Origin of the sequence: Serratia sp. X3 (assembly GCF_014982455.1) — a bacterium.
Lineage (GTDB): Bacteria > Pseudomonadota > Gammaproteobacteria > Enterobacterales > Enterobacteriaceae > Serratia > Serratia ureilytica.
Window position 1 is genome coordinate 1,143,363 of sequence record NZ_JADCNB010000001.1, and the last position, 16,585, is coordinate 1,159,947.

At 61.1% G+C, this 16,585-nt stretch carries 17 protein-coding genes; 7 read left to right on the plus strand and 10 right to left on the minus strand.

Annotated features, from left to right (window positions below; all coding sequences use genetic code 11):
- Positions 1-24: 24 nt before the first annotated feature.
- The 3 genes from IMX17_RS05375 to IMX17_RS05385 all read left to right on the plus strand — a co-directional run bounded on the left by IMX17_RS05375 (position 25) and on the right by IMX17_RS05385 (position 3,435).
- Positions 25-612, plus strand: a complete 588-nt coding sequence (locus tag IMX17_RS05375) for a hypothetical protein (RefSeq protein ID WP_046898269.1) — start codon at positions 25-27, stop codon at positions 610-612.
- A gap of 151 nt (positions 613-763) precedes the next feature.
- Positions 764-2,194 (plus strand): SH3 domain-containing C40 family peptidase, encoded by a 1,431-nt coding sequence (locus IMX17_RS05380; RefSeq protein WP_193549409.1) that lies wholly within the window; start codon positions 764-766, stop codon positions 2,192-2,194.
- 212 nt (positions 2,195-2,406) lie between these two features.
- Positions 2,407-3,435 carry a transporter gene (locus tag IMX17_RS05385; RefSeq protein ID WP_193549410.1) on the plus strand — a complete coding sequence of 343 codons (1,029 nt, stop codon included), beginning with the start codon at positions 2,407-2,409 and terminating at the stop codon, positions 3,433-3,435.
- Here the strand turns inward: IMX17_RS05385 and IMX17_RS05390 are convergent, their stop codons facing one another.
- From IMX17_RS05390 to IMX17_RS05430, 9 genes are all read right to left on the minus strand, one after another.
- Positions 3,436-3,969, minus strand: a complete 534-nt coding sequence (locus IMX17_RS05390; RefSeq protein WP_046898272.1) for an SRPBCC family protein — start codon at positions 3,967-3,969, stop codon at positions 3,436-3,438.
- Between the two features lie 3 nt (positions 3,970-3,972).
- Positions 3,973-4,320 carry a helix-turn-helix transcriptional regulator gene (locus IMX17_RS05395; RefSeq protein WP_193549411.1) on the minus strand — a complete coding sequence of 116 codons (348 nt, stop codon included), beginning with the start codon at positions 4,318-4,320 and terminating at the stop codon, positions 3,973-3,975.
- Positions 4,321-4,402: 82 nt separating this feature from the next.
- Positions 4,403-5,629, minus strand: a complete 1,227-nt coding sequence (locus IMX17_RS05400) for a Zn-dependent hydrolase (protein WP_193549412.1) — start codon at positions 5,627-5,629, stop codon at positions 4,403-4,405.
- Positions 5,626-6,117: an L-2-amino-thiazoline-4-carboxylic acid hydrolase gene (locus IMX17_RS05405; RefSeq protein WP_193549413.1), complete on the minus strand. Its 492-nt coding sequence runs from the start codon at positions 6,115-6,117 to the stop codon at positions 5,626-5,628. Before IMX17_RS05405 ends, IMX17_RS05400 begins: the two co-directional genes overlap by 4 nt.
- An 18-nt stretch (positions 6,118-6,135) precedes the next feature.
- Positions 6,136-7,245, minus strand: a complete 1,110-nt coding sequence (locus IMX17_RS05410) for a branched-chain amino acid ABC transporter substrate-binding protein (RefSeq protein WP_346405209.1) — start codon at positions 7,243-7,245, stop codon at positions 6,136-6,138.
- A gap of 76 nt (positions 7,246-7,321) precedes the next feature.
- Positions 7,322-8,035 (minus strand): ABC transporter ATP-binding protein, encoded by a 714-nt coding sequence (locus IMX17_RS05415; protein WP_193549414.1) that lies wholly within the window; start codon positions 8,033-8,035, stop codon positions 7,322-7,324.
- On the minus strand, positions 8,028-8,798 hold the full coding sequence (locus IMX17_RS05420) for an ABC transporter ATP-binding protein (protein WP_193549415.1): 771 nt from the start codon (positions 8,796-8,798) through the stop codon (positions 8,028-8,030). The genes IMX17_RS05415 and IMX17_RS05420 overlap by 8 nt, the downstream gene beginning before the upstream one ends.
- On the minus strand, positions 8,795-9,907 hold the full coding sequence (locus IMX17_RS05425; RefSeq protein WP_033643184.1) for an ABC transporter ATP-binding protein: 1,113 nt from the start codon (positions 9,905-9,907) through the stop codon (positions 8,795-8,797). The genes IMX17_RS05420 and IMX17_RS05425 overlap by 4 nt, the downstream gene beginning before the upstream one ends.
- A 10-nt stretch (positions 9,908-9,917) precedes the next feature.
- Complete coding sequence (locus IMX17_RS05430; RefSeq protein ID WP_122003860.1) at positions 9,918-10,868, minus strand: branched-chain amino acid ABC transporter permease; 951 nt, start codon at positions 10,866-10,868, stop codon at positions 9,918-9,920.
- Positions 10,869-11,038: 170 nt separating this feature from the next.
- On the opposite strand from IMX17_RS05430, the gene IMX17_RS05435 reads away from it, so the two are divergent.
- The 4 genes from IMX17_RS05435 to IMX17_RS05450 all read left to right on the plus strand — a co-directional run bounded on the left by IMX17_RS05435 (position 11,039) and on the right by IMX17_RS05450 (position 15,445).
- Positions 11,039-11,968, plus strand: a complete 930-nt coding sequence (locus IMX17_RS05435) for a LysR substrate-binding domain-containing protein (protein WP_033643182.1) — start codon at positions 11,039-11,041, stop codon at positions 11,966-11,968.
- 249 nt (positions 11,969-12,217) lie between these two features.
- A complete protein-coding gene (locus IMX17_RS05440) occupies positions 12,218-14,098 on the plus strand; it encodes a potassium transporter Kup (RefSeq protein ID WP_193549416.1) in 1,881 nt (626 codons plus the stop codon).
- Positions 14,099-14,286: 188 nt separating this feature from the next.
- Positions 14,287-15,006: a glucosamine-6-phosphate deaminase gene (locus IMX17_RS05445; RefSeq protein ID WP_021503752.1), complete on the plus strand. Its 720-nt coding sequence runs from the start codon at positions 14,287-14,289 to the stop codon at positions 15,004-15,006.
- Positions 15,007-15,124: 118 nt separating this feature from the next.
- Positions 15,125-15,445, plus strand: coding sequence for a cupin domain-containing protein (locus IMX17_RS05450; RefSeq protein ID WP_193549417.1), 321 nt, complete (start codon positions 15,125-15,127; stop codon positions 15,443-15,445).
- Here IMX17_RS05450 and IMX17_RS05455 read toward each other — a convergent pair.
- Positions 15,424-16,581 (minus strand): alpha/beta fold hydrolase, encoded by a 1,158-nt coding sequence (locus IMX17_RS05455; RefSeq protein ID WP_197665059.1) that lies wholly within the window; start codon positions 16,579-16,581, stop codon positions 15,424-15,426. The genes IMX17_RS05450 and IMX17_RS05455 overlap by 22 nt on opposite strands.
- Positions 16,582-16,585: the final 4 nt, after the last annotated feature.

A 16,585-nucleotide genomic window follows, 5' to 3' on the forward strand; every position in this document is an offset into this window, starting at 1 on the left:
TTAATGGACTTAAAAGGGAACTTTATGAATTACCAAGTGGTGCCGTTTTGGTTTTACTCCGGCAAGGCTCTGCTGGCGGTGCTGGCCGCGATCGGATTGGGCGTGTGCGGCGTCAGTGCGGCGTTCTTCTATTGCCTGCTGCTCGCGCTCGTCTGGCCGGTCGCCGTTTCGATGCGGTTACACCAGCTGGCGGAAAAGGGCGTGGCGATGAATCCCCGACGGGCTTCGCAATGGATGGTCTATGTGCAAGGCATTCCGGTACAGGAAACCCGCCAGGTGTTAACCAACCCCTGTTTTGCGCTGGAAAACCGAATGCGGACCTTCTTTCTGTGCGCTTTCACCGCTAAAACCTTACTGCAGATGGCGCTGTTGCTGTTGTTGATCGCGCAGCTGGCGGCAACGGTCAATCTGTGGATCGCCTTGGCCGGCGTATTGTTCGGCGCCTGGCTGGTGTATAACACCGTCGACAGCATCCAGGCACTGCGCAGCCTGGCCCGGCGCCAGTGGGTAAGCGAGCAGTGGGTGAGCGACAGCGGCTCTATCTGGCATCGGGCGGCGCTTATCGGCCGTAAAGGGCCGGCGGCGGCGCTGGAACGTCTGTTGGCGTGGTGAGAATGTGAGGGCGCAGGAGCAAGCGGGCGGGCTTGCTTTTGCGTTTTGTTCCTCAACCGGGCGTCAATCGATAGTGTTATTGAGTATCATTTGCAATCACTTCTGGTCAGGATGAAGAAGAAATTTTCACCTGTCACGGAGATGATAAAAAATGCCTAATGGAATAAAACCCTTTGTATTGATGATGCTTCTGTTGCTGTCGGCCTGCCATAGTGCGCCGGTCAGAGAGCCACCTCAAGACGCCGTAGCGACAACCCCTATCGATGCGACCAAATCGCTATTCCCGCTGGGTAACTACTCGCAATCTGTCGATAAATGGATCCCCTATGGCCCGCAACGGCGGGTGCCCGTGATGGATGCCGCCGCGCAGCAGCGCCATTTCTCCGCCCTCAAATCCCACTATTTGGGCATGGGGCCGAATGATCAATCCCCCTGGAATCCGCATTACATCGCTTCCGTCCTGAACCGTGAAGCGCAAAGCCGCCGTGATGCCGCAATGGATAAATACCTGGGAAGTGAAAGTGTCTCCTGGGGGGAAAACTTCAGGACTCACACTGACCGCTGGAAACAGCAAGTCAGAGATAACGCGTCGACCGACATGGATAAGGCGTTCCATCCTGCGGGCAGGGGCATTGCAGTCAGGGAAACGCTGGTCAGGATCCTGCCGACGGCCGATCCGGCTTATGACGATCCTCGCCTGGCTGGACAGGGTTATCCGTTTGATAATTTACAGGATTCATCTATCCGTCCCGGTACGCCTGTATACGTTATTACGCAAAGCCGCGATAAACGCTGGAACTACGTCGCGTCGCCAACGGTGATCGGATGGGTGCATAGCGAAGACATCGCGGCGGTGGATCGGCAGTTTGTCACCGAATGGCTGGCGCTGGCGGAGAAAAATCTGGGGGCATTCATTAAACAGCCGGTCTCGGTGCAAGCCGGCGGCCAATTTTATTTTACGGCGCGCCACGGCACGATCCTGCCATTTTACCGTCACCGACAGGGTCTTTTTGTGGTCGCCGTGCCGGTACGCCGAGAGGATGGCCGCGCACAGATGCGCCGGGTCGTTGTCAAGATGGGGGAATTTGCCGCCATGCCGTGGAAAATGACGCCCGAACATTTTGCCGTACTGATGCGGTCAATGAGCGGCAGGCCTTATGGCTGGGGGAACTATAACTTCAATAATGACTGCTCCGCCGAACTGCGCAGTCTGTTGATGCCTTTTGGCCTCTTTCTTCCCAGAAATTCCGCCGCGCAGATACAGGCGGCCACCCGGGTGGTTGATCTTGCTCAAGCGAACACCCGTGAACGGCTACGCTATCTCAAAGATCACGGCAAACCCTTCACCACGCTGGTTTACATTCCGGGCCATATCATGCTGTATATCGGCAATGCGCTCGTTGACGGCCAGGTTGTACCGATGACGTACCAGAATATCTGGGGGCTGCGCCCGGCAGATTCAAAGCGCCGCAGCATTATCGGCGGCGCAGTCTTTTTCCCGCTGCTGGAGACCTATCCTGAAGATGCGAGCCTGATGTCGCTGGCGGGCAAGGCGCAGTTCAAACTGGGATTTATTGAATAGCCCATTCTTTAGCTGATAAAGCGACCGCGAATGCGGCCACGTTTGTGCGGTTGCTGAACGGGCTGGGGATGAAAACTTTTAAAATGAAATGACGTTTTTATGACGAAAATATTAATGAGCAAGAGCGTTGAAAATCATTAACGCCGAGCGATAAAGATTGTTATAACAGCGTGGACGATCTGGGCTAACGGCCATAGGCAGGATAAGGCGTTATGGTGCAAAGGGCAGCGGAAAAGATGCACAAGCTGGATTTTGATGATGAAGTGACCGGGCTGATCTACGGCCATGCATTTCGCTCCGGCGAGCCGCCGGCGCGCCTGAACTCGCAGCAGGTTTGCCAGGCTTACCAAACGTTGTCGCCCGGCGACGGTTTTATCTGGCTGCACCTCAATCTCAACCACGCGGCGGCGGAGAAGTGGCTGAAAAACCATTTCGCCATTTCCGATTTTTTCTTTCACGAAATTCGCCACGGTTCCCACACTACGCGCATCGAGCGGCAGGGCGACGATCTGTTCGCCGTGCTCAACGACGTGATCTTCCACCCTGAAGACAACAACCCGGAAACGGCGACGCTGTGGCTGTATTGCCGCCGTGGGCTGGTGGTGACCGTGCGCCATAAACCGGTGCGGCTGATCGAGCGGCTGCTGGGCCGCCTGACGGCGCTGCAGCTGGCGTCGTCCACCGAACTGCTGGCGCACCTGCTGGAAGAGCAGGAGGAGGTGCTGGAACAGGTGGTGCGGCAGGCCAACCAGTATGTCGATACCATCGAGGATCGCCTGCTGACCCGCCGCGTCAAACGCAACCGCGCCGAGCTGGGGCGCATGCGCCGCATGCTGTTGCGCTTTCAGCGCCTGTTGGCGCCGGAGCCGGCCGCGCTGTTTCGCCTGTTGAACCGGCCGCCGAGCTGGCTGAGCCGTGAGGTGGTGCAGGATCTGCGGCAGTTTACCGAAGAGTTCACCGTAGTGTTGAACGATCTCGCCAGCCTGACCGAACGCATTCGGCTGCTGCAGGAAGAGCTGGGCGCCAAGCTGATGGAGCAGAATAACCGCACGCTTTACACCCTGACGGTGATCACCGTGCTGGCGTTGCCGATCAACATCGTCGCCGGTTTTTTCGGCATGAACGTCGGAGGGATACCGCTGGCCAGCAATCACCACGGTTTTATCCTGCTGGTGTTGCTGGTCGGCAGTTTCACGCTGATCGCCGGTTATCTGGCGTTCAGGCGCAGGGACGAGTCGTAATTACAAGCGGGCGCGGTACTCTTCTTCCCGCCGGGCATGGGTGCTCCAGAACGGCTGCGGAGCACGATCGTGCAGGCGATCCAGCAGAATATCCAGATGAGTATGCCAGCCGCCGGCGACGCTGAGCATCTCGTCGCGGTTAGCCAGGCGCCGGTGGGTGACCGTCAGCAGCACCGCATTTCCCTGTTCCGTCAATTCGAATGTCACCTCGGAAGGGCGGCCCTGATCCTGTTCGGCCCAGGTAAAGCTCAGCAGGCGCGGCGGGAACAGGCAGGTGATGTGGCCGCGGTTGCTGACGCAGCCGCCATGCTGTTTGTATTTGGCCGGCGGCGGTTCGTGCTCGCCCGCCAGATCGGAGTTGCGAAACTCCAGCTCCAGCGCCGCGCCGTTTTCCAACTTCATGGCGCCGGCCGCCAGCCAGGTGGCGCGCTTGTCGGATTCGGTCAGGTAAGCCCACACCCGCTCGATGGGGCCGGGCAGCAGCCGCTGGATACGCAGCGTGCCGGGTTCGATAATCATGCCGTAATCATTCATGGTTCACTCCTTGGGAAGAAGCTGTTCGGGCTGCAGCAGCGCCTGTTCGAGCGCATCCAGCCGTTCAGTCCAGAAATGTTCATAGGTTTGCAGCCAGTGCATGGCCTGCGCCATAGGCTCGGGTTCGAGCCGGCAGATATGGTTTCTTCCTTGCACGGTGCGTTGCACCAGGCCCGCATGTTCCAGTGCTTTCACGTGCTTGGAGGCGCCGGCGAACGACATCTGCAACGGCGCGGCCAGTTCGCCGATGCTGCGCTCACCGCCGGCCAGCGCGCGTAACATCGAGCGGCGGGTCGGGTCGGCCAGCGCATGAAAAATGGCGTCCAGCTGTGAGGAAGATAATTCAACCATATGGTTGAATATAGATCAGGCGGGCTAATATTCAACCGTTTTGTTGAATATTTTTTGCCCCGGCGCCAAACCGGGGCGAGGATCAGGCGTCGGCGTGCGCCAGCAGGGCGTTGAGCAACACGTCGGCGCCGGCGGCGGCCCAGGCGGGGGTGATATCTTCCCGCTCGTTGTGGCTGATGCCGTCCACGCAGGGAATGAAAATCATGGCGGTCGGGGCGACGCGGTTAAGGTAACAGGCGTCGTGGCCGGCGCCGGAAATCATGTCGCGATGGCGATAGCCCAATGCCTGCGCGGCGTGACGCACGCTGCCAATACACCCCGAATCGAAGGCGATCGGGGGATACTGGAAGATGCGCTCGGCCCGGGCGGCCAGGCCGCCGCCGTTGACCTCGTTTACCGCTGTCAGCAGGCGCTGCTCCATCTGCGCCAGAATAGCCTCTTGCGGATGGCGGAATTCGACGCTGAAAAAGACGCGCCCCGGCACCACGTTACGCGAATTGGGGGTGATTTGCGCCATGCCCACCGTGGCGCGCGCGTCGGGCGCGAAATCCCAACCGATGCGGTTGACCGCCGTGACCAGCGCCGCAAAGCCGAGCAGGGCGTCGCGGCGCCGATCCATCGGCGTGGTGCCGGCATGGGCGCTGAAGCCGATGACCTCCAGTTCATACCAGCGCTGCCCTTGTGCGGCAGTGACTACGCCGATGTCGAGATGCTCCGCTTCCAGAATCGGCCCCTGTTCGATGTGCAACTCGAAGGCGGCGTGGATCGGCGTGCCGCCCACCGGATATTCGCCGGCGTAGCCGATGCGCTCCAGCGCGTCGCCGAGGCTGACGCCGTGCTCGTCGCGGCGCGTCAGGCCGTATTCCAGGTCGAATACCCCGGCGAACACGCCCGAGGCGATCATCGCCGGCGCGAAGCGCGCGCCTTCTTCGTTGGTCCAGTTGATCACTTCGATCGCGCGTTCGGTGACGATCTGCCGATCGTTAAGGGTACGAATAACTTCTAATCCGGCCAGCACGCCGTAGATGCCGTCGAAACGGCCGCCGCGGGGCTGCGAATCACCGTGCGAGCCGGTGACGACCGGCGCCAGCTCGGGGCGAGCGCCTTCACGCCGCAGGAACATGTTGCCCATTTTGTCGACGCGTACGGTGCAACCCGCCTCCAGCGCCCAGGCGCGCAGCTGATCGCGCGCTTGCCGATCTTCTTCACTCAGCGCCAGCCGGGTGACGCCGTTATTGGCAATGGCGCCGAACTGCGCCATCGTCTGCAGGCTTTGCCACAGGCGCTCGCCGTTGACTCGATACGTCATTGATGTTCTCCCGGCGTTTTAGCGGTGTAGCGGAAATCGCAGCAGGGGGCGCCGGACATGATGGTCTGGCTGCGCTGCAGGTCGACGTCAGGGGCATAGCCAACGATAAACTGACTGTCGCGAGCGCAGGAGAGCAGGTGGCCGATCTCCCCCAGCCCCATCTCGTGATACATCTCGGCGTAGCGGCAGCGGGTGACGTTATAGTCGAAGTGCTGCGCGTCCTGATTGATCACTTCGACGCGCAGCGCATCGTCTTTTTCCCACAGGTACTGCAAGGCGGCGAAGCTGCGCAGATCCGCGCCGTTCGGTTCCTGGGCGGCGAACTGTTTGCCCGCCTCGATGGCGGCATTCTCGATGGCTTCGCCGATCACCGCCTGAGCGCGCGCCTTGCCGATTTCACGCACCAGAATCTGGTAGATCGGCTTGATGATCTCCGCCTCGATCTTTCTGCGGGCCAAAATGCCCAATTCGTTTTTTGCACAGCTCATCGCCTTGCTCCTCTTGATTTATTGTGATTTGGCGCCGCCCAACACGGTTTGCGGCTGCCATTTGCCGTCAACCACCCGGTACAGGGTGAAGCTCGGCTGTTGCAGGTTGCCTTGCGCATCGAAGGCGATGTCGCCGGTGACGCCCTGGTAATGTATGGCGCGCAGTTTCGGCAGATAATCGGCCGGATTGGCCGAATCGGCTTGCTCAATGGCGGCGATCAGCACCCGGGTGGCGTCGTAGGCGAAGGGCGCATGCAGTTCGATGTGGGTGTGATAACGATCGCGGTAGGCTTGTTCAAATGCCTTGCCGCCCGGCATCTGTTCCAGCGGCAGCCCCGGCTCCAGCGCGACGACGCCTTCGCCTTCCCGCTGCGCCAGCGTCAGGAAGGTTTGGCTGACGAAGCCGCCGGCGCCCATCAGCTGCGCGTTCATGCCCAGCTGTTTCAGTTTGCGCGCCAGCGGCGCCGCCTGCGAATCCACGCCGCCGAAGAAGATCAGATCGGCGTTTTTACTGCGCACGGTGGTCAGCACGGCGCTGAAATCGACGGTCTTGTCATCCACATACTCGCGGGTGACCGGCTGCACGCCCTGGGCCTGCAGCGATTTGATAAACTCGTCCGCCAGCCCCTGGCCGAAAGCGGTGCGATCGTCTATCACTGCGATGCGCTTGGCTTTCAGCGTCTTCACCGCATATTGCCCGGCGTAGTTGCCGCCGTCGTCGTCGTGGCCCATCACGCGAAAGCTGGTGTCAAAACCTTGCTGCGTGTAGCCGTGACCGGTCGCCACCGGTGCCACCTGAGCGATGCCGGCGTCGTGATAAATGCGCGCCGCCGGGATGCTGGTGCCGGTGTTCCAGTGGCCGACCACGCCGGCGACGCCTTCGTCGACCAAACGCTGCGCCACGGCCACGGCGGTGCGCGGGTCGGACTGATCGTCCTCGGACACCAGCTTGAAGGTGACCGGTTTGCCGTTCAGCGTCGGTTTCTGTGCGTTAGCGTCGGCGATCGCCAGCCGTGCGCCGTTTTCAAGATCTTTGCCGATGCGCGCGGAAGGGCCGGTCAGCGGCCCGGCAAGACCGATCAACACGGTGTCGTCCGCCAGCGCCGGGAGGCTCAGGATCATCGTCATGGCGGCCAGCGCCAACGGCTTGATGCGAATGTTCTGCTGCATGTCATACTCCTGGTGCGGTTAAAGGTAACAACGGTTATTCACCCAAATAGATCCGTTTGATTTTTTCATCGTCCAGCATGTCGGCGGAGCGGCCGCTGTGGCTCAGGCTGCCGCTGTCCAATACGTAGGCGCGATCGGTGGACGCCAGCGCCAGGCGGGCGTTCTGCTCGACCAACAGCAGCGTGACGCCGTCACGGGCTAGCTGCTTGATGACCGAGAAAATGGCCTCCACCACAATCGGCGCCAGCCCCATCGACGGTTCGTCCAATATCAGCAGCCGCGGGCGGCTGAGCAGCGCGCGGCCCATCGCTACCATCTGTTGTTCACCGCCGGAAAGCAGCCCGGCCGGTTGATGCAGGCGCTCGCTCAGCCGTGGGAAGGTGGCGCACACGCGTTCGAAATCTTGCCGCACCGCCGATGCGTCACGCCGCGCATAGGCGCCCAGCTGCAGGTTTTCTCGCACCGTCAGGCGGGTGAAAATGCCGCGTCCCTCCGGCACCATCACCAGCCCTTGTTGCAGCAAGCGGTGCGGCGGCATGCCGCGAATCGAACGGCCGTCGAACAGGATGTCGCCCTCAAACGGCTGCAGGCCGGTCAGCGCCCGCAGGCTCGAGGTTTTGCCCGCGCCATTGGCGCCGATCAGCGTCACCTGTTCGCCGGCGTTCACCGAGAAATCGATGCCTTTGACCGCATGAATGCCGCCATAAGACACTTTGAGTCGTTTAACGCTCAGCAGGGCTTCAGACATGCGCGCCGCCTCCCAGATAGGCTTGAATGACCGCCGGTTCGCGCCGCACCTGAGCCGGTTCGCCTTCGGCGATCGCTTTGCCGTAATCCAGCACCGTCAGCCGATCGCACAGGCCCATCACCAGCTTGACGTCGTGTTCGATCAGCAGCAGCGTTTTGCCGCTGTCGCGGATGCGCAGCAGCAGTTCGCGCAGCGCCACTTTTTCTCCGGCGTTCATGCCGGCCGCCGGTTCGTCCAGCGCCAGCAACCGGGGCTCGGTCGCCAGCGCGCGGGCAATCTCCAGCCGCCGCTGATGGCCGTAGGCGAGATCGCCGGCGAGGTAATGGGCGAATTGGCTGATGCCGACGTACTCCAGCAGCGCATGAGATTTATCGCGCACCGCCTGTTCCTCCTCTTTCGCGCGCCGGTGGCGGGCGATCGCCGCCCACAGGCCGTTGCGGGTGCGCACGTGGCAGCCGACCATCACGTTTTCCAGCACGCTCATTTCATTGAACAACCGCAGGTTTTGGAAGGTGCGGGCAATGCCGGCCTGCGCCACTTTGTCGATCGCCTCGGGCTTATAGCGCTGGCCCGCCAGGCGGAACTCGCCCGCGTCGGCGCGATACAGGCCGGTGATCAGGTTGAAGCAGGTGGTCTTACCGGCGCCGTTCGGCCCGATCAGGCCGTAGATTTCCCCCTGGCGGATGCTCATGCTGACGTCATCCACCGCCGTCAGGCCGCCGAAGCGTTTGCTGATATGGTGTAAAGCGAGCAGCGGCGTCATGCGGCGTTCCCCCGTGCGTGGCGGGCCGGCCACAGGCCCGCCGGGCGATACAGCATCACCAGGATCAGCGCCAGGCCGTAAAACAGTTGGCGGATGATTTCCGGGTCGATCAGCACCTGGCCGAACAGCGCCTGCTGCAGCGGCCCCATGCTGCTGCGCAGCAGCTCCGGCAGAGCGGCCAGCAGCAGCGCGCCCAGGATCACGCCGGGGATGTGCCCCATGCCGCCGAGTACCACCATCGCCAATACGGCGATCGACTCTTGCAGGGTGAACGATTCCGGCGACACGAAGCCCTGGAACGCGGCGAACAGCGCGCCGGCCACGCCGCCAAAGGTGGCGCCGATGGCGAAGGCCAGCAGCTTGAAGTTGCGGGTGTTGATGCCCATCGCCCGCGCGGCATCCTCGTCTTCGCGGATCGCCGTCCACGCGCGGCCGATGCGCGAGTTTTGCAGCCGCAGGCTGATAAACAGGATCGCCAGCAGCAGGGCGGCGAACAGGTAGTAATACAGGTACAGGCCGGAAAAACGCACGCCGAACCATTCATGCATGCCGGAAAACTTCAGGCCGAACAGGCTGACCGGGTCAATGCCGGAAATGCCTTTGGGGCCGTTGGTGAGGTTGACCGGGCGATCCAGATTGCGCATCAGAATGCGCACGATTTCGCCGAAACCGAGCGTGACGATCGCCAGATAATCGCCGCGCAGCCGCAGCGTCGGCGCGCCGAGCAGGATGCCGCACGCCGCCGCCAGCAGCGCCGCCAGCGGGATCAGACCCAGCATCGACAGGTGCAGTCCGTCGGGAAACCACTGCAGCAGCAGCGGGAATTGCTGTGTCAGATGCGGTGACGACAGCAGCGCGGCCAAATAGGCGCCGACGGCGTAAAAGGCGATAAAGCCCATGTCCAGCAACCCGGTCATGCCCACCACGATGTTCAGCCCGAGCGCCAGCATCAGGTACAGCAGGGCGAAGTCGACGACCCGCACCCAGTAGTTGCCGCCGGCGGCGCCCGCCACCCAGGGTGCCAGCAGCAGCGCGAGAATGAACAGCGTCAGCCCCAGCCTGGCGCGACGCGGCGTGGCCAGAGGAACGGGGGGAGTCAAAACGGTCATGGTGATGTCCTTATGCGCGCGTGGCGATGCGTTCGCCCAAGAGCCCGGAGGGGCGGAAGACCAGCACGGCGATCAGCACCAGAAACGCGAACACGTCCTGGTAGTTACTGCCGAACACGCCGCCGGTCAGTTCGCCGAGATAGCCGGTGCCCAGCGATTCGAACAGGCCCAGCAGCAATCCGCCGAGCATCGCGCCGCGCAGGTTGCCGATGCCGCCGAGCACGGCGGCGGTAAACGCCTTGATGCCCGGCAGAAAGCCCATCGAGAAACCGGCGTTGCCGTAGTTGCTGGCCATCATGATGCCGGCCACCGCCGCCAGCGCGCCGCCGAGCGCGAAGGTCAGAACGATGATGCGGTCAGGACTGATGCCCATCAGGCCGGCGACCTGCGGGTTTTCCGCCGTGGCGCGCATGGCGCGGCCGAAACGGCTGTGTTCGACCAGCAGCCATAAGCCGGCCATGACCGCGACGGCCACCGCCAGCGTGACGATCGCCGTGCCGGTGATCACCGCCGGCGCATGCCCGCCGCTGCCTGCGGTCAGGGTGATGGGGGTCATTGGCAGCAGCTGCGGAAACATCAGGGGATTGCGTGACCAGATCAGCATCGCCAGGGTTTGCAGCAGCAGCGAGACGCCGATACCGCTGATCAGCGGGGCCAGGCGCGGTGCATTGCGCAACCGGCGGTAGGCAAGACGCTCGATCGCCATCGAGGTGATGGCGCAGACCGCCATGGCGAACAGGGCCGCCAGCAGCAGCGTGGCATACGGCGGTAACGCGGGAAAGTGGTGTTGCAACAGGCTTATCGCCGACAGCGCGCTCAGCGCACCGACCATCAGCACGTCGCCGTGCGCGAAATTGATGATGCGCAGGATGCCGTACACCATGGTGTAACCGAGCGCGATCAGCGCATAGATGCTGCCGAGCATCAAACCGTTGACGGTTTGCTGTACCAGCGTATCCATAGAGAGAGTCCGGAGATAATGAGTCAGGAGGGTCACAGTAGAGAATTTAAAAAAATTGTAAAATACGGAAAAATACTTTCTTATACAAAAAACGAGTGATTTTAATACGTTGATTTTTATGTATATTGAATCCATTCCTTCAGCGTCGATTTCCCAAAAACAGTCAATATATGAAAAAAACAGAACAGTACGATGAGCCATTGCCGATGCTGCCGAACGATCCGCCGCTGCGCGCCGTGCGGGCGTTCGAAGCCATCGCGCGCCTGGGTGGCATCAGCGCGGCGGCTAACGAGCTGATGATTTCGCCTTCGGCGGTCAGTCATCAACTCAAAACGCTGGAGGCATTTTTGCAGATGCCGTTGACCGAACGGCAGGGGCGTAACCTGGTGCTGCGCAGCGAGGGGCGGGAGTATTACCGTTCGATTCGCTCGGCGTTCAACGTGCTGCGCCAGGCGACCGAACACGTGCGCGAGCAATCCGCGTCGCGGCAGGTGACCATCAGCCTGATCCCGCTGTTCGGCATGGGTTGGTTCATTCCGCGGCTGCGCGGTTTTCTGCGCGAAAATCCGGATATCGACATCAATGTGGTCTACGCCAACCACCGCAATTACCTGAGCGACGCCGCCGATCTGTCGATCCGCTTCGGGGTCGGGCAGTGGACCGGCTATCGCAGCGAGAAGCTGATGTCCGGCAAAATGGTGCCGGTGTGCAGCCGGGCATTCAGTAAACTGCATGGTTTGCTCGATACGCCGGAGCAGCTGGCGACGCTGCCGCTGCTGCACGACGAGGAGCGCAATACCTGGATGCAATGGTTTCAGCAGGCCGGCGTCAAGCGCCCGCTGCGCAGTATCGGCCCGATGTTTGAGGACGGATTGTTGACGTTGGCGGCGGTGCAGGCGGGGCTAGGGTGCGCGTTGATGCGTGAACCGTTAATCGCCCAGTACCTTGAAAGCGGTGAGTTGATCAAAATGTTCGATCTGCCGATCGACGACGGCCGCGATTATTACCTGTGCGCTCGACTGGATAGCGAACTGTCGCAGGAAGGCGAAAATCTGCGGCAGTGGCTGCGCCGCGAAGCCGATGAGAGCAGGCTCGCGTAACGCCGGGTGGAAACAGGGGGAGCCGGACGTTCATTTTTCCCGCGACGCGCGCCACGCCAACAGGAAAGTGATAGACCCTTCGGGGGGCGTTTTTAAACCGTTGCTCACCGGCGATGATTGCTGAAGCTTCAACGCGCGATACTGTCACTGGCGAAGATGGCGGCTATGCTTAACTTGCCGATCACGTGGCGCGACGGCCATAAAGTGACAATAATTCCCACTCTCAGCGCAACGTCAAGGAGCGAGCAGATGTCTGTCGGCAATGATACGGAAACCGTGAATAAGACGGGGCTGGCGCCGCTGGCGTTGGGCGCATTGGGCGTGGTGTTCGGCGATATCGGCACCAGCCCGCTGTACACCCTGAAAACCGTGCTGTTTCTCTCCGGCGACGCGCCTTCGGCGCCGGTGATCCTGGGCCTGCTGTCGCTCATCTTCTGGACGCTGGTGATCGTCACGTCTCTCAAATACGCCATGTTCGCCATGCGCATCGGCAACCGCGGCGAGGGCGGCATCATGGCGCTGATGTCGCTGCTGGTCAGCAAGCGAAAATCCCGGCCGCTGGTGCTGTTCGCCGGCCTGTTCGGCGCCGCGCTCATTTACGGCGACGGCGCCATCACGCCGGCCATCTCGGTGCTCTCGGCCCTCGAAGGGCTGAACATCGTGCTGCCGGCGTCGCAGCCCTATATTCTGCCTGCGGCGGCGGTGATTTTGCTCAGTCTGTTCGCCATTCAGCCGCTGGGTACCGCGCGCATCGGCCGCGTGTTCGGGCCGATCATGGCGCTGTGGTTCCTGTCGATCGCTGCGTTGGGCGTGTGGGGTATCATCCAGCATCCGGCGGTTTTGCTGGCGCTGAACCCGCTCTACGGCATTCACTTTCTGTTCTCCAACGGACTGACCAGCTTCCTGGTGCTGGGCGGCGTGTTTTTGTGCGTCACCGGCGCCGAAGCGCTGTATGCCGACATGGGGCATTTCGGCAAACGGCCGATTTGGCTGGCCTGGTTCGGCATCGTTTTTCCCAGCCTGTTGCTTAACTACGCCGGTCAGGCCGCGCTGATCCTGAGCGGCGCCGATGTCACGCAGAACATCTTCTTCCGTTTATGCCCGCCGGCGCTGCTGATCCCGCTGGTGATCCTGGCCACGCTGGCGACGATTATCGCCAGCCAGGCGATCATCAGCGGTGCGTTTTCCATGACCCGACAGGCGATCCAACTGGGGTGGCTGCCGCGGCTGCGGGTCAAGCAAACCACCGAGGAAAGTTACGGGCAGATCTACATTGGCGCCATCAACTGGCTGCTGATGGTAGTGACGCTGTTCCTGACCGTGTTCTTTAAATCGTCGGACAATCTGGCCGCCGCCTACGGCATCGCCGTCTCGTTGACCATGATCATGACCACCGGCCTGCTGTTCGTCGCCATGCGCGAGGTGTGGCGCTGGGGGCCGATCGCCAGCCTGTTGGTGGCGGGCGGTTTCTTCGTGGTCGATTTGAGCTTCCTGACGGCCAACATGACTAAAGTGCTGCAGGGCGGTTATATCCCGCTGCTGTTGGCCGCCGCGGTCTATACCGTGATGCTGGTCTGGCATCGCGGGGTGCTGGCGGCCGCGCGCACCCTCGGTGAAACGACAGTGCCGGTAGCGGATTTCCTGGAGAAAATCCGCCGCGAATCCGTGCCGCGCGTGCCGGGCACCGCGGTATTCCTGACTCGCAGCCTGCAGGGGACGCCGCCGGTGATGAAATGGCAGGTCAAGCGTAACGGTTCGCTGCACGCCAACGTGCTGGCGCTCACCATTGCCATCGTCAATGAGCCGCGGGTCTCGAATGCTGAACGGTTGGTGATGCGCGAGCTGTCGCCGGGCTTTTGGTGCGGCGTGGCCAGCTATGGCTTTATGGAGCGGCCTAACATCCCGCAGCTGTTGCAGCACGTCGAGGCGCAGAAATCCGGTCTGAACTTCGACGAGGCGACCTACTATCTCGGCCACGAGACCGTGGTGCGCCGCGAAGCGAACGACCGGTTGCCATCCTGGCAGCGCAACCTGTTCGCGCTGATGGTGCGCAACGGCATGCACGTCACGGATTATTACTACCTGCCCAGCGATCAGGTAGTGGAGATTAGCCGCCGCGTGCCGGTGTAGGGCGCGAAAAGGCATCGCCGCAATTGCGGCTTGCATCACACAACGCGGTTTGCATTTCATTGCTGGCCGCCATAACCTGACAAGAAACGGATTGTTACTGACGCGATCAGGCAAAACCTAACTTCTCTCCCGGCATCGAACATGGCCGGATGGGCGGTTAGGTTTTTTTTTGCAAAAAGGAGAAGGGAATGAAACTTGTCGTCGCTAATGACTACCAGGAAATGAGTGAGCTGGCCGCCAGCCTGTTGTTGAGTTACATGCTGCGCCCGCAGCGCGTCAATCTGGCTATCACCGCCGGCTCGACGCCTAAACGGATGTATGAGTTGTTGGCTCCGCGCGTCAAGGGCCACGCGGAATTCGCCAACGCGCATTACTATAATTTCGATGAAATTCCTTACGCCGGCCGATCGGGCTATGGCGTCACCATGGAGAATCTGCACCGTATGTTCTTCGGCCCGGCGGCGATCCCCGAGCGGCAACTGCACGTCTTGAATTCGGACAACTACCTGCAGCACGATCGGCGTATCGCCGAGGATGGCGGGCTGGATGCGATCGTGATGGGCGTCGGGGCGGACGGGCATTTCTGCGGCAATCTGCCGGGCACCACCGCCTTCGAAGACCGCACCTGTCGGGTGCCGGTTTCCGCCAGGCCGGATATGGCGGACATTTTGCTCAAAGAGGTGGGCGGCCGCACTGAATGGCTGCCCGATCATTACGTCACCCTGGGGCCTGCAAGCGTGATGGCCGCCAAAAAGCTGGTGCTGCTCGTCAACGGTTCGCACAAAGCGGACATTTTGCGGCGCATTGTCAGCGGGCCGGTGGAGAGCGGGGTGCCCGCCAGCATTTTGATGCTGCATCCGGACCTGTTGATTATCGCCGATCGGGAGGCCGCGGCGCTGCTGCCTTAAGCGTTCATCCGGCGCGTCGCGCCTCAGAACCAACGGTCATAACCTGCAACCAAAGCGTCTTTCCCTGCGGCGCAGAATCAGGCTAGAGTGCGTTTTTTCATGCACCTGGGGGATTCTGATGCTGTTCGATTTAAACCAGCAGGCGGCCGAACTGCCTGAGGCCTGGCGCTCTGCCGTGCTGGGCCGCGTCAGTGCGGCCAATATCAAAGTGCTGCGTATGGACGCGCGCAGCATTGCGGATGAAGTGCATGATTACAGCGAAGGGTTGCTGGTGATCAGCGGCCACCTGCGGCTGCAGGTGGCGGGGGAAGAAGTGGTGGTGCGGGCTGGTCAGCTGTATCAGGCCGCGGCCGGCGTGCCGCACCGCGTGTTGCCGGGCAGCGAAGGCACGCTGGTGATTGTCGATTTGCCGGAAGATCAAGTGCCGTCGTTGGGCTGAGGCTGCGCCAGAAATCTGACAACGCCCTGGAGAAAGCGTTGTCTGCCGGCGTTATCTCTATCGAGATGGACAAAATGTGTCGCTTCAGGAATGACCAGCTTTTCGGCTGAAGGGGCATCTTTCATGATGGCGTCAACATCCTCGGGCCGGCTCCAGAAATCCCGCTCCGAGCGAACAACCAATACGGGAACGGTGGTTAAGGCGGTTGCCGACCACTGTTTTCTGCCCATCGCCAGTTCAAAGCTGTCAGCCATTGCACCGGTCGGTGCGCGGAAGCTGTGTGGCGTTCTGCGCTGCGAGGTGTTGTCCGATGCCAGTGCGGCATCACCGTAAGCGCGTTTAACTGTTTCATCACGCCACTGTGTTTTATCCGCCACGGGAATGCTGTTATCCCAGGCGACAAACAGACTGTCTCGCGTGTTGAGGCTCCAGCCGCCAAATTTGGCGGCGTTGAAGTGCCCGGGATTTTGAGGATCGTCCAGCGGCGATCCCTGGCCCAGCAGCGGGTGGTGAGCGGTTCCGCCATAAAGCGTGTTATAGAGCACCAGCCGTTCCACATTCTGTGGATATTGGGCTGCATAAGCGCCCGCCCAGTGTCCTCCCGTCGCCCATCCCAGGATATTAATGCGGGGCGCTCGACTCCATGCCTGAATAGCCTGCACGGCGCGATCGATATCGGTTATGGCGTCCGCAGTGCGGATCAACGGCGCTGACTGGTTAGGAGGGCTGTCCATCGCGGCCGGCCGGCTGGATAACCCGTATCCCCGCAGATCGAGGATATATACCCGAAAACCGGCTAATGCCAGATCTGCCGCCAAAGAGCCGCCCTTGACGGGCAAATCAAAAGAGGCCAGGCCGGGAACCCGTGCGCCATGAATCAGCAGTACAGGTTTGCCCTCAGATTTCAGGCTGACTTCCCTGACGTGCAGTTGCTCTCCGCCCGCAAGCAAAATGTATCTGTCTGTTCGATTTACCGGTGTGGGGATTTCATTTTCTTTTGATGCAGCCAGCGTTGACGACGCTGACATGATAAGGAGGGCTAGCAACGTATTTAGATTTCGATAAGTCAGTGACAACGATCTGAGTATGTTCATTGTTATTTCTGCTCCACGAATATATACAGGAAGCATCTTCATGTGC